20 protein-coding genes are annotated in these 22,880 nt (G+C 42.4%); 1 reads left to right on the forward strand and 19 read right to left on the reverse strand.

The features are described from left to right. Position 1: 1 nt before the first annotated feature. The 18 genes from ICN49_RS09405 to flhD form a co-directional block, all read right to left on the reverse strand. Positions 2-820 (reverse strand): MinD/ParA family ATP-binding protein, encoded by an 819-nt coding sequence (locus ICN49_RS09405; protein WP_216167816.1) that lies wholly within the window; start codon positions 818-820, stop codon positions 2-4. Continuing rightward, positions 813-2,150, reverse strand: coding sequence for a flagellar biosynthesis GTPase FlhF (gene flhF / locus ICN49_RS09410; RefSeq protein WP_216167817.1), 1,338 nt, complete (start codon positions 2,148-2,150; stop codon positions 813-815). Before flhF ends, ICN49_RS09405 begins: the two co-directional genes overlap by 8 nt. Beyond that, positions 2,147-4,225 carry a flagellar biosynthesis protein FlhA gene (flhA, locus tag ICN49_RS09415; RefSeq protein ID WP_216167818.1) on the reverse strand — a complete coding sequence of 693 codons (2,079 nt, stop codon included), beginning with the start codon at positions 4,223-4,225 and terminating at the stop codon, positions 2,147-2,149. Before flhA ends, flhF begins: the two co-directional genes overlap by 4 nt. Then, entirely contained in the window at positions 4,222-5,382 is a 1,161-nt protein-coding gene (flhB, locus tag ICN49_RS09420; protein WP_088527287.1) for a flagellar biosynthesis protein FlhB, read from the reverse strand. The genes flhA and flhB overlap by 4 nt, the downstream gene beginning before the upstream one ends. Positions 5,383-5,819: 437 nt before the next feature. Further along, complete coding sequence (gene cheZ, locus ICN49_RS09425; RefSeq protein WP_369411527.1) at positions 5,820-6,473, reverse strand: protein phosphatase CheZ; 654 nt, start codon at positions 6,471-6,473, stop codon at positions 5,820-5,822. Continuing rightward, the gene (cheY, locus tag ICN49_RS09430) at positions 6,470-6,889 is read right to left on the reverse strand and encodes a chemotaxis response regulator CheY (protein ID WP_088527289.1); all 420 of its coding nucleotides are present in this window, start codon (positions 6,887-6,889) and stop codon (positions 6,470-6,472) included. The genes cheZ and cheY overlap by 4 nt, the downstream gene beginning before the upstream one ends. Before the next feature lie 176 nt (positions 6,890-7,065). Then, positions 7,066-8,136, reverse strand: a complete 1,071-nt coding sequence (locus ICN49_RS09435; protein WP_216167819.1) for a protein-glutamate methylesterase/protein-glutamine glutaminase — start codon at positions 8,134-8,136, stop codon at positions 7,066-7,068. A 39-nt stretch (positions 8,137-8,175) separates the two neighbouring features. Continuing rightward, a complete protein-coding gene (cheD, locus tag ICN49_RS09440; protein WP_216167820.1) occupies positions 8,176-8,805 on the reverse strand; it encodes a chemoreceptor glutamine deamidase CheD in 630 nt (209 codons plus the stop codon). Then, entirely contained in the window at positions 8,795-9,649 is an 855-nt protein-coding gene (locus tag ICN49_RS09445) for a CheR family methyltransferase (protein ID WP_088527292.1), read from the reverse strand. Before ICN49_RS09445 ends, cheD begins: the two co-directional genes overlap by 11 nt. Before the next feature lie 34 nt (positions 9,650-9,683). After that, positions 9,684-11,723: a methyl-accepting chemotaxis protein gene (locus ICN49_RS11705; RefSeq protein ID WP_216167821.1), complete on the reverse strand. Its 2,040-nt coding sequence runs from the start codon at positions 11,721-11,723 to the stop codon at positions 9,684-9,686. A 42-nt stretch (positions 11,724-11,765) separates the two neighbouring features. Next, the gene (locus ICN49_RS09455; protein WP_216167822.1) at positions 11,766-12,272 is read right to left on the reverse strand and encodes a chemotaxis protein CheW; all 507 of its coding nucleotides are present in this window, start codon (positions 12,270-12,272) and stop codon (positions 11,766-11,768) included. Beyond that, positions 12,272-14,284 carry a chemotaxis protein CheW gene (locus ICN49_RS09460; RefSeq protein ID WP_216167823.1) on the reverse strand — a complete coding sequence of 671 codons (2,013 nt, stop codon included), beginning with the start codon at positions 14,282-14,284 and terminating at the stop codon, positions 12,272-12,274. Before ICN49_RS09460 ends, ICN49_RS09455 begins: the two co-directional genes overlap by 1 nt. A gap of 20 nt (positions 14,285-14,304) precedes the next feature. Further along, positions 14,305-14,670, reverse strand: a complete 366-nt coding sequence (locus tag ICN49_RS09465; RefSeq protein ID WP_216167824.1) for a response regulator — start codon at positions 14,668-14,670, stop codon at positions 14,305-14,307. Positions 14,671-14,761: 91 nt separating this feature from the next. Further along, the gene (motB, locus tag ICN49_RS09470) at positions 14,762-15,706 is read right to left on the reverse strand and encodes a flagellar motor protein MotB (RefSeq protein WP_216167825.1); all 945 of its coding nucleotides are present in this window, start codon (positions 15,704-15,706) and stop codon (positions 14,762-14,764) included. A gap of 29 nt (positions 15,707-15,735) precedes the next feature. Next, entirely contained in the window at positions 15,736-16,596 is an 861-nt protein-coding gene (gene motA / locus ICN49_RS09475) for a flagellar motor stator protein MotA (RefSeq protein ID WP_216167826.1), read from the reverse strand. A 107-nt stretch (positions 16,597-16,703) separates the two neighbouring features. After that, a complete protein-coding gene (locus ICN49_RS09480; protein ID WP_216167827.1) occupies positions 16,704-17,501 on the reverse strand; it encodes a class I SAM-dependent methyltransferase in 798 nt (265 codons plus the stop codon). Between the two features lie 2 nt (positions 17,502-17,503). Continuing rightward, positions 17,504-18,112, reverse strand: coding sequence for a flagellar transcriptional regulator FlhC (gene flhC / locus ICN49_RS09485; RefSeq protein ID WP_216167828.1), 609 nt, complete (start codon positions 18,110-18,112; stop codon positions 17,504-17,506). Positions 18,113-18,130: 18 nt separating this feature from the next. After that, a complete protein-coding gene (gene flhD / locus ICN49_RS09490) occupies positions 18,131-18,463 on the reverse strand; it encodes a flagellar transcriptional regulator FlhD (RefSeq protein ID WP_255535488.1) in 333 nt (110 codons plus the stop codon). Positions 18,464-18,828: 365 nt separating this feature from the next. On the opposite strand from flhD, the gene ICN49_RS09495 reads away from it, so the two are divergent. Next, complete coding sequence (locus ICN49_RS09495) at positions 18,829-21,297, forward strand: response regulator (protein ID WP_216167829.1); 2,469 nt, start codon at positions 18,829-18,831, stop codon at positions 21,295-21,297. A 640-nt stretch (positions 21,298-21,937) separates the two neighbouring features. Here the strand turns inward: ICN49_RS09495 and ICN49_RS09500 are convergent. After that, positions 21,938-22,423, reverse strand: coding sequence for a hypothetical protein (locus ICN49_RS09500; RefSeq protein ID WP_216167830.1), 486 nt, complete (start codon positions 22,421-22,423; stop codon positions 21,938-21,940). Positions 22,424-22,880 lie beyond the last annotated feature (457 nt).

The raw sequence follows: 22,880 nt of genomic DNA on the forward strand, positions 1-22,880 counted from the left end.
CTTATTTAGCGGTAAGGCTGTATGGATAGTTGCTAGGGCCCATGCTAGCGAGTAGCTGCTGGATGGCAGCGCCCGATGATTGGTTAACGCGGCTTTCAATATTGATTCTTGATGGCCAATTTTCAGTATGTACTTGATGGCTTGGGACAATATTTCCAATAAATTCTAGAGGGGTTTGCACATAAGACAGTGCAACTCGCTCAATATTTTTAAAGACTCTGCGTGAAATGGATTCATTCTCAGCGCTAATGAGTACTCCAAATGGGCGTGAACCAAGCCCTGACCTCAGTTGCTTAATAATGCCGTACGCACGCTTTATAGATTCAGGCTGGTCATTAAGATGAACCACAATTTCACCTAAATTCATAATTCCCAGTAGAGGTGCGCTTTTAGTGGTCACTTCCGCATCAATTAAAACAAGGTCGTAGAGTGCGGCTAATTTTGAGAAATAATCATTAAGATTTGAAATGAAGGCCACATCTCGTGTATTTCCTTCACTATGCCTTGGGAAAAGACGCAAGCTCGCAAACTGACCAACTTTTTGAGCGGCTAAATTATGTGGCTCTGTTCCATATAGGAGGTGCTCTACGATCGAGGATTGCGCCCCTAGCTTATAAGCCAATATTTCTTGATTTGAGTTTGCTTTAGCGAAGGTGAGTAGGACATTGACACCTTGTTGTGCTAATACTGTGGCTATATTTGAAAAGACGCCGGACTCATCTTTTTCTCCGGTTGCGGTAATTAAGGAGATGACGCGCTGCTTTGGGCCATTCATCACTTTGCGCAAGCTATCAGCTTGATCACGTGAAAAATCAAGCATGGCTAACTCGATATTCTCGTTCGCTATTGGCAACTATGTACGGCAAATCGTCATCACTGAGACTCGATAGGTCAATGCGACCTCTATTGGTATTGAAAGCCTGAAAAAGAATATCCTCTTTATTCATTAGTTCAATATCCTCAGGAACTCGTTGACCATTTGTAAGGTAATGCACCTTTAGCTTGTGCTGCATCACGACATTGAGTACGCCACCCAAGGTTACTGCCTCGTCTATTTTGGTAATAATGCATCCATCAAAACCTCTACCAAGGTAGGCTTTAGTAACGTCATTCAATGTTTCAATCGCATTACCGGCATTTAGACAGAGTAATTTTTTTATGCGACTATCTGCATTAAAGAGCATGGTGAGTTGCTCACTTACCATGGCATCTTTTTGGCTAAGTCCGACTGTATCGATTAATACCGTATGCTTTCCTTTGAATTCCCGTAGTGCCAACTTGAGATCTGCCTCATCTTTGACTGCATGAACCATCACTCCTAATATCTTGCCGTAAATACGTAGTTGCTCGTGACCACCAATGCGATATGCATCAGTGGTGATAAGGGCTAAATTTTCAGGACCATGTTTCATAACATAACGAGCTGCCATTTTTGCTACGGTCGTCGTTTTGCCAACTCCAGTTGGGCCAAGCAAGGCAAATATGCCGCCAGAATCCAGAATTTCAGCTTCATCATTAATTACTTGTATATTTCTTGAGATCAAATTTTTTGCCCAGGGAAGAGCTTCACTTTGAGAGTAATCGCTTGGGCATTTATCTGTAATTCGTTTTGCTAAACCAGCGCTAAATCCTGCTGACATCATTGTGCGCAACAATTCTTTTTTTACCGGGTTACGGTGTTGTGTAGTGCCCCAAGATATTTCGGTCAGCTGACTTGAGAATAAGTCGAGCATTTGACGCATTTCATCGACTACAGCCGCGATTTCTGGTGTTTTAGATGGCTCATTTTTTTGGGTCAGAGGCCTTGAAGGGGGTACGTCTGCCTGAATAGTTTTACGCAAGCTCGGCTTAATATTAAAAATAGTAGCTAGTTCCTGGAGCTTTTGAGTATCTACTTTTTTTCTGCTGAAATTGATTGGACTGGCCTGCGTATGAACAATACCCACTTCAAATTGATGCTCTGCTTTTGCATTAGGGGTTACTTTTGCACTATTGATTAAATGATTCATTTCCTCGCTGTGCATTGCTAATATTTCATTTCCGCCAGCTACCAAGCGGTTTGAGATGATGGTGGCATCTTCGCCTAGTTCGTTTCGAACCATGTTCATTGCTTCACGTGAACTTTTGGCCAGGAATCGTTTGATATTCATGCTGCACCTCCAATGAGATTAGTAACGCGGATTGTTTTTGAATCTGGTAATTCTTCATGAGAAAGTACGCGCAAGTTTGGGATGACGCGTCTTAGAAATTTAGCCAAAGTAGTTCGCAATGGCGCTGCCACTAATAGCACTGGAGTAAACCCCATCTGCTCTTGTAGTCGTGAGGCTTGCTCTGCTTGTCGAGCTAATGTTTGGGCAAGGCCAGGCTCAATAGAGCTTCCCTCATTATTGTTTTGCATTGCTTGCATGAGTAGGCGCTCTAATCCGTTATCTAATGAGATAACAGACATTTCATTAGTATTTGGAAATAGCTGCTGCACAATAGCTCTGCCAAGGCGGATGCGTACCTTGCTAGTCAGCTCGGTAGCATCTTGGATTTGATGTGCATTTTCTGATAAGGCTTCCACGATGGTACGCATATCCCGAATGGGTACACCTTCCACCAGCAAGTTTTGCAATACTTTTTGTAAAGTTCCAAGGGGGAGCATTTTGGGTATGAAGTCTTCTGCAAGCTTGGGAGACTCTTTGGCAAGCATATCCATCAACTGCTGCACTTCTTGCCGTCCTAGTAGTTCAGAGGCATTCATGCCAATAACGTGATTGAGGTGAGTGGCAATCACCGTACTGGCATCCACCACGGTATACCCCATACTTTGTGCTTGTTCACGCATCTTGTTATCAATCCAGGTGGCTGGCAAGCCAAATGCGGGATCAGTTGTGACTGGGCCAGGGAGTTGCCCTTGCACAAAGCCGGGATTAATAGCTAGGAACTGACCGTTAAATGATTCACCGGAGGCTAGCTCGACCCCCTTTAGCTTGATGCTGTAGGCGTTTGGTTTTAATTCTAAGTTATCGCAAATGTGTACTGCTGACGTAAGAAAACCGACATCTTGTGCAAATTTTTTGCGCAAGGCTTTAATGCGCTTAAATAAATCCCCGCCTTGATTAATATCAACTAAGGGCACCAATCTAAAGCCCACCTCTAGACCCAAAATATCTACTGGGACTACATCACTCCAGGTGGCTTCTTTGCCTTCAGGGGCGGGCTCTGTCATTGTTATATCACTGGCTATAGCCATCTTCCGTTCTTGTTTTTCAGTTAAATATGAGATTCCGTAGAGAAGGGCGGCCAATAAAATAAAGGCTAAATGCGGCATCCCGGGTATAAGGCCCATCCCGCCAAGGATGACGGCCGTAGCCTTCAATACCTTCGGGTTTGAAAATAATTGCTTGGTGAGCTGCGTCCCTAGATCTTGACTATTGCCAACGCGTGAAACAACCACACCAGCAGCAACGGAAATAATCAGTGAGGGAATTTGGGCAACCAAACCATCGCCGATGGCCAGCAAGGTGTAGTTCTTTACGGCTTCCGTAAAACTCAGATTATGTTGAACAACACCCACAATCAGACCGCCCAGAATATTGATGATGATTACGAGAATGCCGGCAATCGCATCACCTCGGACGTATTTACTGGCTCCATCCATGGCGCCATAGAATTCTGCTTCCTGCCCAACTTCGGTACGGCGTTTACGTGCATCATCTTCACCGATGAGGCCAGCATTTAAATCAGCATCAATGGCCATCTGTTTACCGGGCATTGCATCTAAGGTAAATCGAGCTCCTACTTCAGCAATGCGGCCAGCACCCTTGGTGATTACCGTAAAATTGACAATGGTCAGAATGATAAAAACTACGATACCTACGGTGTAGTTGCCACCAATCAAAACATGGCCAAATGCCTCAATGACCTTGCCGGCAGCATCGGGACCATTGTGGCCTTCTGTCAGAACCACACGTGTGGATGCCACGTTGAGCGAAAGGCGCAACAATGTGGTTACCAATAGAACGGTTGGAAAGGCTAAGAAATCGAGTGGTTTTGAGGTTTGCAGACCAATTAATAGCACCATGATGGATAGTGCAATATTGAATGTAAATAGAATATCTAGTGCGATTGCTGGTAAAGGCAAAATCATCATCGACAACAAAAGTACGATGATTAATGGGCCAGCTAGTAACTTGGTATTCAGTTTTTCTGTCCATGCACTAAATGCAATATTACTCATGCAGCTATACCCAAGGCATTGACATTGTGATGGGGATCTAATTCATCGGGAATGTCCATATTGGTAGGTTGATTTGGGTAAGTACCATCGCGACCGTTGTAATTTCGTACTTGAAATACAAAGGCTAAAATTTCAGCGACTGCGAGATATAAGGCCTCTGGGATCTCCTGATCAAGCTCGGTATGTGTATAAATAGCGCGAGCCAATTTAGGCGACTCCAATATGAGCACCTTATTGTCTTTGGCGATCTCCCGAATGCGAAGTGCAACCGCATCCGACCCCTTGGCAATTACTTTGGGTGCTCGCATGCTACCTTCAGCATATTGAATGGCAACGGCGTAGTGAGTTGGGTTGGTGATGATGACATCTGCATTGGGGATTTGCGACATCATGCGGCGTCTCGCCATCTCTCGTTGCTGTTGGCGTAAGCGAGCTTTAATTTCGGGATTACCGTTACTTTCCTTAGATTCCTGCTTTATCTCCTCTTTGCTCATTTTCATTTTGTTTGCATAGTGGTAAAGCTGATAGGGCACATCTAGTGCAGCAACAAATACTAGGGCGCCCACAGTAATCAAGAAGGCGCGAATTAAAAAATCCTCGGTTTGGGCGATGCCTGCATCCAGTGGAATAAGGGAAAGATGAATTAAGGAGGGAAAGTAGCTAGAGATAACCAGATAAGCAACAATACCAACCAAACTTGCTTTAACAATTGCCTTAATGAGCTCAACCAAGGCGTTTGTCGATACTAAGTTGGTGATGCCCTTAATTGGGTTAAGGCGATTAAAATTGGGCATCAGGAGCTTGCCACTGAAATTCCAGCCGCCAACCAGAATGGGTGATCCAATAGCAACTGCCATCAGGATCAGCCCTAAAGGAGCGAAAGAAAATAAAACATCGCTCACAAGCTCAGTCATGCGTGTAAGGGGCAAGGTATTGCTAAACGCCATTTCACGATCAAATGTTAGTCCGCTACCCAGTACACCCTTGAGGGTTTTATTAAATTGCCCGCCGAGCGACAACATACTCAGACCTGCGGCAAAAAGGACTGCACAAGTAGCAAGCTCCCTGGAGCGGGGAATATCACCTTCCTCGCGTGCTTTTTCAATACGCGAGGGCGAGGCATCTTCAGTCTTTTCTAAATCGCTTTCTTCCGACACTACGCTTCCTTAGACTTACGTCAATGACTAATAAAGGAAATTGTCGGTGATGGGCCGCTATCTGAATTGATGGAATAAGAGGGTAAAGCCCTCTTTTTATTAAAGTTCGAGAAATTTTTGCCGTTAATAGGTCGGAGTAGCTGACATGGAAATAATATAGAGGGGGTAAATGCTGCGACCGCCATACTGATTTCATATGTTTGATCTTCTATCAATTTGGCGATAGCTGCTGTTGCCACTACTCAGACTGTGCTAGCTCCGTATCCATTTTGAAGTTGTGCATTTATTTTGTGAATTGCAGGCAATACAATGCCCCAACTGAAGTGATAACTGTAGATGGCATCCTTATGAGGATCATTAAACGCGTTGATATTTTGAATTGTTATACGATTCTTGCGGATCAGTTGTGTGTGTGGGGGGGTCTAAGCTGAGTGCAACTAAAAACCAAGGCTATCTAATAAATCATCCACTTGTTCTTGGGAGGACACTATATCTTTGGTCTGTTCAGGGTTAATCTGCGGTCCGTTCATGAGGCTTTGTTCAGTATCGTCTTTAGCGGAGCTTGGAGAAAAATCAATGAGGACTTGAACAAGTTGCTGCTCAATTTCTTGTGCCAATACAGTTACCCGCTTAATAACTTGACCTGTTAAATCTTGGAAGTCCTGAGCCATCATGATCTCCATGAGGAGCTCTTTGGTTCGGGTTGTACTCTCTTCTGTTTTTTGAAGAAAAAAAACTGTTTTTTCAGCTGCTGCGCTGTACTCGCTCTGAACTGATGGTACTAAAAGGGTTTCCTCCCAACATTGCTTCAGTTCCCGAGCTTGTCTTGCTAACCTATCTTGCAAGGGGTTAGCAAGGTCAGTGGCATTAAGAACCCTAACTGCGGCTTGCTCAGTCATACGCGCAACGTAATTAAGTCTATCTCGGGCATCAGGTATTTTAGTGGCCACTTGCTCGAGTATTTTATCGAACCCTAAATCACTAAGATTGTCATGGAGCATCCGCGTAACATGACCGACACGATTAAGAATTATTTCATGATCTGTAGCTACGGCTGATGCATCAGGGCTAACTTCAATGGAATCACTCACACTGAAGCCTTTACTTTACTCATTTTTTCAAAGATTTTCACAAGCTTTTCATCCAGGGTTGCTGCGGTGAAGGGCTTGACAATGTAACCGTTGGCACCAGCCTGTGCTGCTGAGATGATATTTTCTTTTTTGGCTTCTGCTGTAACCATGAGAAATGGAACGGTGGATAAATCTGAATCAGCTCTCACTTTCTTAAGCAAGGTGAGGCCATCCATATTGGGCATATTCCAGTCACAAAGAATAAACTCAAAAGTGCTGTTTTTGAGTTTATTTAAAGCAATAACTCCATCTTCAGCTTCATCTACATTAGTAAATCCCAGCTCTTTAAGTATATTGCGAATGATTCTGCGCATGGTGGAGAAATCATCCACTATCAGGAATCTGGTGTTTGGATCTGCGACCGTTGCCTGCTCCATGGAAAAGTCTTTCGAAGGAATTAAATAAGTGGGGTGTAATTGCCCTTATTCGAGTTAGTGGCAGTTACGCAAATTGGAAATTATTAACCAAGGTATATCGTTTTAAAACTGAAATCTAAGCAGTAAAATTGGCTTAATTTAGGATATGAATTAGCGTCGGTTGTAGGTCTAAATATCTAATTTGTTGATGCTCGTCCAGACCGATTTAAGTGGCTTATGACTAAGTTGGGTATATCGCCAATACCAGCAATTTGATGTACACCACCAGCGGCAATAGCTTCTTTTGGCATGCCATACACAACACAAGTTTCTTCATTCTGCGCAAGATTAAATGCGCCTGCTTCTTTCATATGCATCATTCCTACTGCGCCATCCTTGCCCATACCCGTAAGAATGATGCCGATGGCATTTTTTCCAACCACTGCAGCAGCAGAGCTAAATAGCACATCAACCGAAGGTTTATGACGATTTACGGGGCTATTGTTATCGATTTTCGTACAAAAATTATCACCAACTCTCGTAACGCTCATATGCATTCCGCCTGGGGCGATATAGGCATGACCAGGCTTGATGACATCACCATCCTCCGCCTCTTTAACGTGGATTTCGCATATTGAATCCAATCTATTTGCAAAGGATTTGGTAAAGCCTGCTGGCATATGCTGGGTGATTAATATACCAGGGCAATCTGATGGCATTTCAGTAAGGAAGGACTTAATGGCAACGGTGCCTCCTGTTGAGGCGCCAATAATAATGAGCTTCTCATTGCTTAAATTTTGATTCTTTAAAGCGGTATTTGGAGTATTTGATTTCCCCAGCTCTATAGATGGTGCTGCAGTAGCTTTTATCTTCGCTTTTGAGGCGGCGCGAATTTTATCTGCAATGAGATCCGAGTACTCTCGGATCCCATCAACAATCGCTAGTTTTGGTTTGGTAACAAAGTCAACGGCGCCAAGCTCTAGAGCGCGCATAGTTATTTCAGAGCCACGCTCCGTTAGGGTGGAAACCATCACTACTGGCATAGGGCGAAGTCGCATCAATCGCTCAAGAAAATCCAAGCCATCCATCTTTGGCATTACAATATCCAGTGTGAGTACATCGGGATTATGTAGCTTGATCAGATCTCGAGCAATTAAGGGGTCGGGAGCAGTGGCAACTACCTGCATGTCGGGATAGCTATTGATAATCTCGGATAGAAGGCTACGAATTAGCGCAGAGTCATCAATGACAAGTACTTTAGTTTTCATTTATAAGATGGTATTTTGGAGTAAGAGTTCGTACGCAGATTAAAATAATTCAATATCACCGGAAATACTTTTAGTATTGATGTGTTGAGCGTATTTCTTTTCGCGTTTGATGAGTTTGAGGTTGCTGGAGAGCTTAATTTTTTTTACAAAAACTTCGGCAGTTTTCGGGAAGAAATATACTTTGCGGGAATAGGACTCTACTAAATCCTCACCGGTGATTCGTATACCTTCATCCATTAAATATTTGCGTACAAAAATGGCATTACGCTCCCCGATATTTAAGGCGTTAAATCCATGAAGAACGTTACCTCCACCGAATATCTTTGCCTCCAAATTTTCTCGCCGTCCTCCATTTTTTAGGATTTCATTAATTAAAATTTCCATTGCATATGATCCATAGCGCATCATCTCTGATGAGGGGTCATCTTTTTTATGGATAGCACTATCGGGCAACATATAGTGATTCATGCCGCCAATACCGTTTTTAATATCAGTAATACAGGCCGAGACACACGATCCTAGGACGGTAACGATTGCCATATTTTTATTGGTGAAATAATATTCACCCGGCGCGATCTTCACCGCTTCACAATTAAAGGTTTTATCAAAGTAGAGGTTTTGAGAGATCGCTTCGGTAGGGGGGTTTAAGGCTTTACGTTTAGAGAGCATGATGCGTATTTGCTTGCTGTTTTAGTTTGTAAACGGTCTTACCGCAAAGCTTGAGGTCTTCCGACTGATACATAAAATTTTCTGAGTGACCAAAAAAAATTAGTGCATGAGGCTTCATCAGAGGTAGAAATTGATGTAGGATTTTCGTTTGTGTAGTTTTGTCAAAATAAATCATGACATTACGGCAAAAAATAGCGTCAAATGCATTATGAAGCGGCCAGCGATGATTTAATAAGTTGAGATGCTGGTAGCTAACTAAATTCCTCAGTTCTTGACGGATCTTAACAAATCCCTCCTGTTTGCCAGTTCCCCTGAGGAAAAATTGTTCGCGACGATCCTCTGATAGCTTGCTTATGCGATGAGAAGAGAAAATGCCACTTTCTGCTTGTAGCAACACGTTGGTATCGATATCAGTGGCAATAATTTTGACTGGTGGGGTAACGGTTTCAAATACCTCGCAAGCAGTCATGGCAATGGAGTAGGGCTCCTCTCCTGTGGAGGCAGCGCAGCACCAAATGGTGATTGGTGCATTCAGGCTGGCTAGGTGTTCAGCCAGAATGGGGAAATGGTGATTCTCGCGGAAGAAGGAGGTTAAATTAGTTGTGAGCGCATTAATAAACTCTTCCAGGGCTCTCTGGTTGTGTGTGCCCATCAAGGAATCTAGATACTCTTTAAAAGATCGAATTCCTTGGTTGCGAAGAATGCGACTTAAGCGCCCATATACTAACTCTGCTTTTGTTTCTGCTAGTGCAATTCCTGCATATTGATAAATTAACTTTCTCGCTCTAGTAAAATCCTCATTCGTAAAATCAAATTCTCGGTCAGATTTATTTAAAATATTCATAGCATGAACTTGCTTAACTTAATCTCTTTGACGATTAAAATAATTCCCAATCGGCATCTTCGGTTGAATTTTTTGTTGCCGCTGAGATGTGAGGTTTAGCCAGTTTCTCGGCTACGGCTTCGCTTCTAAACGTGGGGCGTAGAGTTTCTCGAGATGGGCGATGATCGTCACCCTTGACGGTAAATTGACTAACTGACTGGGAGAGCATATTAGATTGCTCCATAAGAGATTCCGCAGCCGCTGCAGCTTGTTCAACTAAGGCAGCATTTTGCTGGGTAACGCTATCCATTTGACCAACCGCATTATTAACCTGATCAATTCCCGAGCTTTGCTCTAACGAAGCAGCGGTAATTTCTGCGATGATATCGGATACACGCTGGGTAGAAATTACAATCTCTTCCATAGTTTGACCCGCCTTTTCAACTTGATCGTAGCCTTGGGCAGTATTTTTTACTGAGGCACCAATGAGCCCTTTAATTTCTTTAGCAGCTGAAGCAGAGCGCTGCGCAAGATTTCGCACTTCAGCGGCCACCACAGCAAATCCACGACCTTGCTCACCTGCTCTGGCTGCTTCAACAGCCGCATTCAAAGCCAAGATATTGGTTTGAAATGCAATGCCATCAATTACAGAAACGATATCTTCAATTTTGCTGGCACTATTATTGATATTGACCATGGTAGCAACCACATCTTTGATTGCTTTACCACCTCGAAGCGCAACTTCCGAGGCGGTAATGGCGGATAGGTTAGCCTGTTTGGCATTTTCTGCATTTTGTTTAACTGTTGATGCGAGCTCTTCCATACTCGAGGCGGTTTCTTCTAAAGACGCAGCCTGTTCCTCTGTGCGTTGTGAGAGATCGGCGTTTCCGATGGATATTTCCTTGGTGGCGGTATTAATTGTTTCGCTAGCATCTTTAATTTGCGAAATAATTTCTTCCATGCTATCGAGAAGTTCATTAAGGCTATTGCAAAGAAGCCCAATTTCACCGGTCTTTCCACTCATGGGGATTCGCAGTGTAAGGTTATTATTCTTTGCCGCCATCACAATGGTTTGTATTTCTTCTACATAATTCATCAAAATTTGCTTATTTACAGCATGATGGTCTGCCTCAAGGCTTAGGGCAGCTTGCGCGGTTGTATCAAGCGTAGAATTAATGCGCTCAACCATAATTTTGAAATCGCCTTGATATTGTTCGGCGTGAATACGTGTATTCGAATGGCCCTCGATAACGGATTTTTCTAAAATCTGGGTATCGAGATATAGCAGTTTGAACTTTTCCTGTATAGATTTAATGGCTGCGAGAGCGCTAGAATGGTCGCCATGCTCTAGCTGAATCCTAAAATCGAGATCTCCACTGGCGATCCGATTTAAAGTTTTGGTTAACTCTTCTGGTTCACCGCCTAAGCTACGTTTTAGGGATTGGGTAATATTGAATCCAAACCAAGTCATTATTCCAAAGCTAGAGAGTGTTATTAATAAGCTAATAATTAGGGCGCTCTGAAAGCGGCTGACGCTCTCCCTATAAGCTTCAAGTGCAAGATCAAATTGAATTTTTACCAATCCATCAATCTCTAGGTTGGATCCATTAATTAATTCAGTAATATGTGAGCTTAATTTAACTGCCTCATTCACATTGTTGCCCTGTATATACACCATCGCTGGTTTTAAAACAGTATTAAGTAATTTTGTATAACCCTCGGAAAATTTATTAGCCAATAACTTCTCTTCAGGCGTTAAGGCTGTAGCTAGAAAATTTTTCCATAATCCATCCGATGAGGATATATTCTTCTCTAAGATACTTATCAATTGGATGGTGCTCTCAGATTCAGGCGAACCAGCCATTGGCTTACTGTCGTAAATTGCAGATTTTAGTAAATTTTGGTCATCCAGCAAAAGGCCTGAAATAGCATTTAAATTACGAATAGGAACCATCCGATCTTCGTAAATCGATTTGATGTTTTCTGCAGAATGGTAAAGCCCAATATTGGCCAGCATTGTGATAGCAGCCATAGCTAGAGTGGCAATGGCAACAATGCCCAATAATTTTTTTCTCGCGCTCAAATTTGCGAACATGATGATTTCCTATAAATTACTAAAATGATGGCGGTCGATTGATTAAATGACGGCCGCTGATTCGAACAATGCCATTTCGTGGCTATCCATTAGCTGCTCAATGTCGACAAGAATGAGCATCCTATCCTCGATACTGGCTAGACCTATGATGTATCTGGTATCGATTCCGGAAACAATGTCCGGTACAGGGCGAATTTCATTCACACCAAGATGCAATACATCAGATACCCCATCTACAACGATGCCAACAATGCGATCACTCATATTTAAGATGATCACAACGGTAAATTCATCGTAAGAGATTCTTTCAAGGTGCAACTTGATTCGCAAGTCAACGATCGGAACTATATGTCCGCGAAGGTTTATAACACCTTTAATAAATTCTGGAGTATTGGCAATACTCGTCACAGAGTCGTACCCACGGATCTCCTGCACCTTCAAAATATCGATGCCGTATATTTCACTGCCAAGTACAAAAGTAAGAAATTCTTGGGATTCTAATGATGGGTTGGTCATCTTGTTGTTTTCTAATTCACCGTTCTGATTCATTAAAAGGCGCCTTCTAATTGATTGTGTTGACCCATCTTGAGAATGGCTGGTACGTCAAGAATTAACGCTACCGAACCGTCGCCCATAATGGTTGCGCCAGCTATGCCCTGAATTTTTTTAAAATTAGTTTCAAGGCTCTTAATGACAACTTGCTGTTGACCTACTAGACCATCAACAAATAGCGCTGCTTTGTTTCCCTCCGCTTCAATAATGACGAGTACGCCATCAGCTGGGTTTTTAACTAGGGTTGCATGATTAAAAATTGCCTGTAACGGGATTATTGGGAGATATTCACCTCTCACATGAATCATTAAGCCCTCGCCAGCCACGGTATTAATATCTTGTGCGCGCGGTTTCATGGTTTCGATGATTAAACCCAATGGAACGATAAAGATATTCCCCCCCAATGAAAGGGACATTCCATCCATAATGGCTAGTGTTAAGGGCATTGAGATGGTTATGGTTGTGCCATACCCAGCAGAAGATTTAATTTGGATGCTACCGCCAAGGGCAGCAACATTTCGCTTGACTACATCCATGCCAACACCGCGACCCGATACATCGGTAATGGCCTCAGCGGTTGTGAATCCGGGCGCAAAAATCAACTGCCATACCTCTTCATCTGAGGCATCATCGGACACGGGGATGCCATTTTGATGAGCCTTACTCAAAATGCGCTCACGGTTTAATCCTGCTCCATCATCGCTTATCTCGATGACGATATTGCCGCCCCGATTGGATGCCGAAAGAGTAAGTAGACCAGTTTCATTCTTGCCTTGTAATTTTCTAATCTCTGGTAATTCAATGCCATGGTCGATGCTATTTTTAACAAGGTGCGTTAGCGGATCGATAATGCGCTCAATGAGGCCTTTATCCAATTCTGTACTAGCACCGTCGGTAGCAAGTTCAATTTTCTTATTTAACTTTCCAGCTAAATCACGAACTAGCCTGGGGAATCGCGAAAATACATACTCCATCGGCATCATCCGAATAGACATTACAGTTTCTTGTAGGTCACGTGTATTGCGATTCAGTTGGCCAATGCTTTGAGCAAGGCTTTCATTCTCCGTGGGATCTAGTCGCATTACCTTTTGCTCAATCATTGCTTGGGTGATGACTAGTTCGCCGATAAGATTAATGAGTTGATCTACCTTTTCAATGCCTACACGAATTGAAGCTGCCTCTTGAGTAACTAAGGTCTTGGGATCCAATTTTTTTTCTTGGCTTACATCATTAAATGAAACTCCCACTTCTGGTATTAAGTGCGCTTTAGGTATGGGAGCGGTAATATCTATAAATAATTCAAAACCATCTTTCTCAGCCTCACCTGTTAATTTAGAATCTGACTCTTGAGTAGTTTCAGTAAGGATGAGATCTTCCGGCTCAACAATAAAAGAGCAGATAGATACAATACTTTCAGGTGTATCGCTTGTATCGAGTGAAAATACGGTAATACCGTTTTTCATTTTGATATGACTAACTTTTCCTAATAATTCTAGTTCGGCATGGAGATTGAGAACGTCATTATCTTTGATCGTTGGTAATTCAAGTCGATAGTATCGGATGTCCGCAATAATTTTAGCGCCCACATCTCTCTTGGCATTTGTGCTGTATCCAGATTCCTTAATATTCGTAAGGGCTTGTAATTGCATCTTGATTTGCGCTTCAGTATCACGATCTACGGAGTCTCCTGAGCGATAGCCATTTAATTGTGACTGGATAGCATCTTTTGCCAAAAGCAGGGTGTCAATATGCTGCTGCGTGACAGTAATTTCATGGTTGCGTATTTTGTCTAATAGATTTTCAAAGATATGGGTGAGTTCAGTTACATCATTAAATCCAAATGTAGTGGCGCCGCCCTTAATCGAATGCGCAGCCCTAAAAATGGCATTGAGATTCTCTATATCGGGATCTTCGACATTGAGTGATATGAGGTGTTGCTCTGCTTGTGCGAGCAGATCCTCAGCCTCTTCATAAAAGGCTTGATAAAACTGGCTCATGTCGATAGTCATAACTGTCTATATCTCAGGCGTTAGTTAATCACTTTTTGAATCACCTCAATGAGGCGGATGGGGTCAAATGGCTTTATTAGCCAGCCAGTTGCTCCTGCTGCCTTCCCTTTTAACTTCATGTCATCACTTGATTCTGTGGTGAGCATGAGAATGGGGGTCTTTTGATACAAGGGCAACTCCCGTAAATTTTGAATGAGGGTGAGACCATCCATGATTGGCATATTCTGATCAGTTAAAACCAAATCTACTTGCTGCTCATTTGCTTTTTCAAGCGCATCCTGACCATCTAACGCTTGGATTACTTTGTACCCAGAGGATGTGAGCGTAAATGCAACCATTTGCCGCATTGAGCTGGAATCATCTACCACTAGTATTATTTTCGACATTGAGTACTCGTATTCACGGATGGATTTGAACCTATAGAAAATATCGCAGGTAGCGTGATATCAATTGATGGAATAGAGGTCATAGTTAGTCTTAATTTTGCTTTCTTGAATTGCTATCAACGCCTTTAGCCGCCTTGTCTACCTCTTCGGCTGAGGCGGCCTCGATGACTGCGCCATCTCTTTCTACGCGTTCTTCAGCCCCCTTATTCATGATGATGATGGAAATTCGTCGATTCACTGGATTTAAGGGATCCTTCTTGTCTAAAGGAATAGCCGATGAAACCCCCAGCACTTGCAAGATCTTTTTTTCATCCATGCCGCCGTAGACTAATTCACGGCGAGAGGCATTTGCCCTATCAGCCGATAACTCCCAGTTGCTATATGATTTTTCACCATTAGGGTAGGGCAGTGGATCCGTATGACCGGATAGGCTAATTTTGTTATTTACGCCATTAAGAGTTTTCCCAATCAATCGTAATAGATCGCGTGCATAAGGTTGCAATTCAGCCTTCGATTTATCAAACATGGGTCGATTTTTCTCGTCGACAATCTGAATTCTCAATCCATCTTGCGTCAAATCTAGTAATAGCTGGTTTCTAAATTTACTTAATTTAGGATCCGCATCAATTGCTGCTTGTATTTTTGCTTTAAGTTGTTTTAATACTTCAAGCTCAGCTTTTGCTTGTTCGGCTTTACTAATATTGACGTTGGTTTTCTGGGTTAAGACATTTGAATTTTTATTAACTTCACCATCTTTTTTAGTAAGGTCTTTCCCTCCACCATTTAATATGCTGTCAGCTGATCCGGCGCCCGTGCCACCAGCTAGCGCAACCTTTAGTGGAGTTTTGAAATATTCAGCAATACCCTGAAGATCTCCTTGCGCTGTAGAGCCAAGCAACCACATTAGTAAAAAGAAAGCCATCATTGCCGTCACAAAGTCAGCGTAGGCGATTTTCCAAGCGCCACCATGGTGACCAGCCGCCACTTTCTTAATCTTTTTTACAACGATCGAGGGTTTTTCGTCTGCTTTTGCCATTGATCTATTTCAGTGCCTATGTAGATGGCTTACCTAGATTTGTTTTGCTTAATATGATCTTCAAGCTCGATAAAGCTTGGGCGCTCGGTGGAGTAAAGAACCTTCCGTCCAAATTCAATCGCGATCGTGGGTGCATAGCCGTTTAGGCTAGCTAATAAGACCACTTTGACCGTTTGGTATATTTTGGTGGATTCATTCAGTTTTTGTTCGCACAGGGACGATAGGGGGCCTACAAATCCATAGGCTAATAAAATTCCCAGAAAGGTGCCGACTAATGCATGAGCAATTAAAAGTCCTAACTCTGAGGGTGGAATTCCAATTGATTCCATGGTGTGCACAACACCCATCACAGCAGCCACAATTCCAAAGGCCGGTAGCCCATCACCTAATCGTGCAATGCAATGGACGGGCACATGGCCTTCATTATGATGCGTTTCAATTTCATTGTCCATGAGGTTTTCAATTTGAAACGCATCCATATTTCCTGAAAGCATGAGGCGCAGGTAGTCACAAATAAAGTCGATCAGGTGATGATCATGCAATAAATCGGGATATTTTGTGAAAATGGTGCTTTGCTCAGGATCTTCGACATCTTTCTCAATCGCCATCATTCCATCTTTGCGAATTTTGGTAAGAATATCGAACATCATTGCCAGCAAATCAAAATACAATTTCTTAGTGTATTTAGTACCCTTGAATAATGTCGGGAAAGCGGCAGCCGTAGCTTTTATGGACTTCATGTCGTTACCGACAAAAAAGGCTCCTAGGGCTGCGCCGCCGATCATGAGCAGTTCAAGCGGCTGAAAGAGGGCAGCAAGATGTCCGCCTGCCATGGCAAAACCACCAAATACGCTAGCACATACGACGATATAGCCAATAATTACGAACACTACTTTTCCTCTTTTAGCTCAAGTGACTCAGAGAATATCAATGGAGGCCCGCTTTTAATCCTTGGAATAAAGGCTGATTACGCTCTCTTTATTTATTTATCTCGTTTTTAACGACTGATTTTATAAATGTACGTAGCTTTAGTCGTCAATGACTGATTTAGAATCCTTGATGGCGTTATATTCGGAATGGGAAACTCATGGCTAATGAGTAGTGACTGATTAACCATTTCTTGGGATGCTTTTTTCCACAGTGAAGGCATTGCTGCAGGCGATAAATAGGCAAATATGATGTCGTAATTACCAAAATTCAGCTTTTGATAATTGCCCAATTTAAATCTAGCGCTTGATCTTTTGAATTTGCTACGAAGGGTACTAATTAACCACGGCAAAGGGGCAATCTCGATGCCGTTAACTTCAGATTGTGGTTTAAGCTGCGCAATCCTCATGGAGAAGTCACCAAGGCCGCTACCAATCTCCATGATCCTCAGTTTCTTGTGACCAGAAAGCAGATTTGCAACTGCATCCCACGTGTGAGATTGTGATGGGTAAAAGGGAACTTGGGTGTGAAAAGTATTCCAGAAGAGACTGACACTGACTAGGAGGGCCAATAGGTATATGAAACTTGGTATATCCCATCTAGTCAGCAGGCAGATTACTGGCGGAAATAGGATTTGGATGTAGCGCCACCAATAAGCCATTCCCAATATTGCTGTAAGCGCTCCCGCTACTAAACCTTGGAAAGCATAGGTGGCAAGTATTGGTACTTCAGTATGGGTTTGCATCTCATAAAGCTCTTGAAGTATGGCGCAAATACAATAGGCAAATAACTGTACAAATAAGGCCACGAAAATCGGTGGTACACGCCTCCATTTGCTCTGAGTAGGCGGCAATAAATAGGACGGCACAGTCAGATCCCCACACCCCGTCCTTGCTCAGTCTTTTCTATAGCCAGATTCGCTTTGGTAGGTATTTTTTTATATTTTTGATATTTTCCTGCGCGTGATGGGATGTGACATAGGTTGCAGCGATAATTTTGATGCAAATCATAGGTGTCAACCACAAAGCTGCCGCTACAAGTAGTACATGATTCCATCTTTAACAATTTTTGCTCTACAAATCGAACTAAAGTCCAAGCTCGGATCAGACTTAATACTGGCTCATCGCTAGCCGGCTGCTCATTAGTGAGATCTAGGCTGTGAGATTGCTCTAGGTATAGTTGATAGGATTTGGTGAGGGCATCAATGCCTTTGGCGCCGGCATTTTCTTTAAGGAAGAAATAAATATTCATAAAAATTGAAGAATGAATATTCGGCTGCCACGTTAAGAACCAGTCAGTAGAAAAAGGAAGCATTCCCTTTGGTGGTGAAATACCTCTTAATTCTTTATATAGCTTGGTTAACTTCTCTCTGGATAGGGATGTATGTGATTCCAGCAATTGGAGGCGAGCCCCCAGCTTAATTAGCTGAATAGCTAATTGGAGTTGTTCTGCTTCATTTACTACGCTCTTGACCTTCATGGCTTGATCCAAAAAAAGTTAACGGATTGCTTCAACAGCTTGCCCTGCCATTAGGATGGAGCTATGGGCTAATGCTTGAGCATATCCTTTAGTGTGGCTTGTCAACATTCCCAAAATTGCCTTGTCATCAAATCTAAAGCGGGCTAACATAACATTTGAACTGGCAAGTTTGATTAACTGGGAGTTGCTTAGGCCTTCAAGTAAGTCGGCGATATCTTGGTTAACGCCAAGGCGATAGATGGCTGAAACTTTATCTGTGCGAATCATTTGTTGTGAAAGCATCAAATAATTTAAGTTGGTATCACGAATTTCCATCATGATGTCTTCTTGAGATTTTCCGATCATTTCCATACTGGGCTCTTTCATTTATCAAGTGCGTTTAAATTTTGCAGTATCGATAGTATTGTTGTTTTAGCCCATTTTCTAAATGAGTGGAATGCCATATTTTTCGTCAGAAGAGTGCGATATTTTTTGTAGGCTATACGAGTTTAAGTTTGTCAGTATTTTTCCTACAAATATTTAGCAAGACTATTAGATCGTTGAATCAGAACATTAAATTAATGCCGCATCAGCATTTTTTGTAGCTTTTTTAAAATTAAGCATCTAAAGTAGTCTTTTTTAAAGAAAGGACTGTGCATCCATTCCTATAAATTCATGCCAGTTAATATCTAAATTGAATATAAATTTTAATATTTACACAACACGTCAAGAGGCCGATGTCACAAGATCCTATTAATCTAGATGATTCACATCAGTCTAATTCTGAAAATACCCTCCTTAAGAGGGAAACAGAAAAAATCCCATTGGGGGGCGGAAGCACCCTATGGCATGGTTTTATTCATGACATTTTTGAGCATAAAAGTGAGTTAGCGTTGCTTGAAGCATTAGAGCAGCAGAGCGCTATCTTGCAAAGTAACATGGTTGGCGTGGTTCTTATGCGGAATCGCGTGTATCAGTGGGCGAATGATTATTTCATTCACTTGCTTGGCTATGAATCTCATGAAATTATCGGCACATCATGTACCCAAATTTTTCCCGATATAGATGCATTTATCCACTTTGGATTGGATGCTCCCTCAGAAACTCATTCGGGACCTGTGCATCGAACGGAAATTAAACTAAAAACTAAATCTGGAAATTTTATGTGGTTTGATTTAGCGGGCGCACGCTATGCCAATGATTCCAACTTAACCTCTTGGGTTTTTGTGGATATTACCGCACAGAAACAAGCGCAACTTAGCATGATGGAGGTACAGCAATCCGCTGAAGTTGCTAGCCTGGCTATGACGAGTCATGGGATTCACGCCCCCATGAGCGGCATTATTGGTTTATCAATCCCAGCCTTAAATTATTCTATGGGTAAAGAAGCGGGGATGCTTTCCGTTGAGTCAGAACCCTTCAGTCTGTCCGCTATATTGCAAGAGGTCTATGGCATATTTTCTGCCAGCGCTCTGGATAAATCAATTTCCTATCGCTTAACAGTTGATGAAGATCTGCCTTCAGACTTTATTGGGGATGCCTTGCGAATTAAGCAAGTACTTTTTAATTTGCTGAGTAATGCTGTGAAGTTTACCTTCGTAGGTTCAATAACAGTTGATGTAGCTTTGGTAGAGATCGTCCAGTCACAAGCAATGATTCGCTTTGCTATTACGGACACAGGTATTGGTATGGGTCCTGAAGAATTAGAGGGGTTGCTCAATCCATTTATACAGGCCGATAATTCGATTACCCATCGCACAGGTGAGACTGACTCAGGTTTGATTGTTAGTGGTCAGTTTTTAGCGCTGATGGGCTCTCACCTTGTGATTGAGAGTGCCTCTGGCAAGGGCTCTCAGTTTAGTTTTGAGCTCACCTTGCCCGTGGCTGCTGATGAGCCAGTCCAGCTTCAGATGCAAGAACGTAAGCTTCAAGCTGGCAATCTAGGCAGCAGCTTGCAGGCGCAAGGCAAGGGATTGGCTGGCGCCAAGATACTGGTGGCGGAAGATAACCGTATTAACCAGCAAGTGGTGGGGCAGTTTTTAAAGCTTTCTGGAGCTAGTGTAGATATTGCTAATAATGGTATCGAGGCTTTAGATCTCTTATCCAAATACGCCTATGACGCCATCTTGATGGATGTGCAAATGCCCCGGATGGGGGGCTTAGAGGCCACCGCCCAAATCAGAACGAAGCCTGAATACCAATCCTTGCCGATTGTGGGTTTAAGTGCAGGCGTTACTCAAGAAGAGCTCAATGCTTGCCTGCAATGCGGTATGAATGATTTTTTACCAAAACCAGTCAATCCCCAAGATTTAGTACAAACGCTCAGTTATTGGGTGAATTTACCTATAGAGGTGAGGAGCGCTCAAGTTGCAGTTATAGAAAAAAAAATCCCTCCTTCGGGCTCGAACTTTCTTAATATCTTGACTCCAGTTGGTTTAAGCGGTCTACCTAGTTTTGATGTAAAAAATGCTTTAGCTATGGTTGGTGATGAGGCTATGGTTATGCAATTGCTGCGCATGTTTTATGAGGATACGCAAGAGACTGCGCATGAACTTTCTCAAGAGATTGAGCGCCGAGATTATGTGGCAGCGCAAAAGCGAGTGCATAGCTTAATCGGCTCCGCTGGTATCTTGGGTGCAAGGTCATTACATGCGGCAGCAGAAATATTCGATAGAAATTTAAAGCAAGGAAACTTTGATCGCTTTGCATACGATATATTCACTACTGAGTTAGAGAGTGCTCGTATGGCTTCAAGTTTATTTTCACAAGCTGAAATTAAGCACATACAGGAAGAAGCTTTGCCGATGTCTAGCAATAAAAGTCCACACGACCTTATGGGCTTTCATATTTTACTGGCAGATGACACGCATTTTGTAAGAGAGGCTCTCAAGGAATTCTTAGAGTTCTACGGTGCTAATGTAGACCTTGCTAATAATGGGATAGAAGCATTAGACCTCTTATCAAAAAATGTTTATAACGCAGTACTGATGGATGTTCAAATGCCTCAGATGGGCGGGTTGGAAGCCTGCAGACTTATTCGCCAGCAAGCGCAATTTACTCATCTGCCTATTATCGGTCTGAGTGCCGGCATTGCGGAGGAGGAAAGCCTGGAATGCAGAGCTAGCGGAATGAATGATTTTGTACCCAAGCGTGTTAACCCGGAGGAATTGGTTTTATTGATTCGTTATTGGATTGATCAAACATAACAAGATAAGGGCACTCAAAATACCTGATTTAGTTTTATCCTGGCGAAATTTTATTTATGTCGTTGTAGTTCATAAGGCGCTAGTCCTGTTGAGATTCCTAACTGCTAGCGATTCAAGGTCAATTTGGCGGGAGTAGCTTGCCTTAGTATTTATTTTGGCTTTATGCTTTATCCTGCAGTTTTTTCTACGCAATTATTTTGATATGTCGATTTTTTTGGTGAATAGGTTCAACTTGCCAATCCTTATGAAATTCTATTCTTTTTAGTTTTCTGGAGTGGCTTGAGTTGCGGCCATACTAATTTGGCTTCCACATTGGTCACCATTAATCTAGGCGTTCTGACTCTTTCGATGAATAACGCTACAAATTTACAGACACATTAAATCCAATCTTTTCAGGAAATATTTTTGGATTTATTGGCCTGAATGATTTGACTAGCTCGACAAACAGGATTGTTAAATACGGTATGCGCTCCGGTGCAACTAACTTTATAAGAATTTATTTTATAACTTGCCCTGGTCACGCTATTTTTTCAGAGGCTAGCACTAGGGTTACTTGCTGTACCTTAAAAAAAATTGCCAAGTCATTTTTAGCTGGAAATCCTAAGCAGCGCTGGATTTCCGCTCGTAAAGTTTAATTAATTTATTTACGAAGTTTATTCACTGAATTCTCCGCTGATTTAGCCATCTCTAATGCTAGGGCAGCTGCTTCTGTCGCAATTAAAGTAGCCTTTGCGGCTTCAGAGGCCGCCTGTAATGAAACCGCCTCTGCTTGATGAGCTACCGCTGCTGCTGCACAGGCAGAGGCTGCTGCTGCTGATTTTGCGGATTCCATAGCTGAATGAGCAGCTGCTTTAGCAGCCTCTGCGCAATCATTTGCTGCATCCATTATATGAGACGAAGCTGCTGTTTCTGCTGCCAGCGCTGCTTTTTCTGCTGCCTTTAAAGCGAGCCCTGCAGCAGTAGCAGATCTTTTTGCAGAATTTGCTGCATGAGTAGTTAAGGTTTTAAGCGAGTCGAGCGTGTCGCTATAGCCTCTGTTCACCACTAAATAGTTTGCTCTAAGTTCACCTACCTCATTTCTTAGAGTTTTAAATTCTTGAAAGAGCGCTTTTATGTCAGTATTCATAGTTTTTAAATTTAGTGTTGTGCAGTTCTATTAAGTTTAAAAAAACTGAATTAATTTTTTCAAAGTTTATCTGTATTGCGGGCTGAATTATGGACATTGCTTTGATGTTGTAAATTAATAAAATTACCTGTACCTTTTTCATTTTATCTTAATTATCTAGATCGGTTTGATGTCAATACCCCCACCCATTAGCCTGACTTAAAAGTAGGATTTTTAAGTTGTTGGATTTAAAAGAAATTCTATGAAAACCTCCCGTTTTACCAATGCCCAAATCATGGCTGTCATTGAGCAGGTAAAACTCATATCTAAATTAGCTCTCGATAGTCCGAAACAAAAAAACTTGACATAGAAAATTAAGATTTTGTAATAGATGACTTTACAGCCGCCTCTAATTGACACTTATTTTACCTGTTAAACCCTCATTTTTTTAACCGTACCGCTGGGTTGGTCATCAAAG

Origin of the sequence: Polynucleobacter finlandensis (genome assembly GCF_018881755.1) — a bacterium.
Classification (GTDB): Bacteria; Pseudomonadota; Gammaproteobacteria; order Burkholderiales; family Burkholderiaceae; genus Polynucleobacter; species Polynucleobacter finlandensis.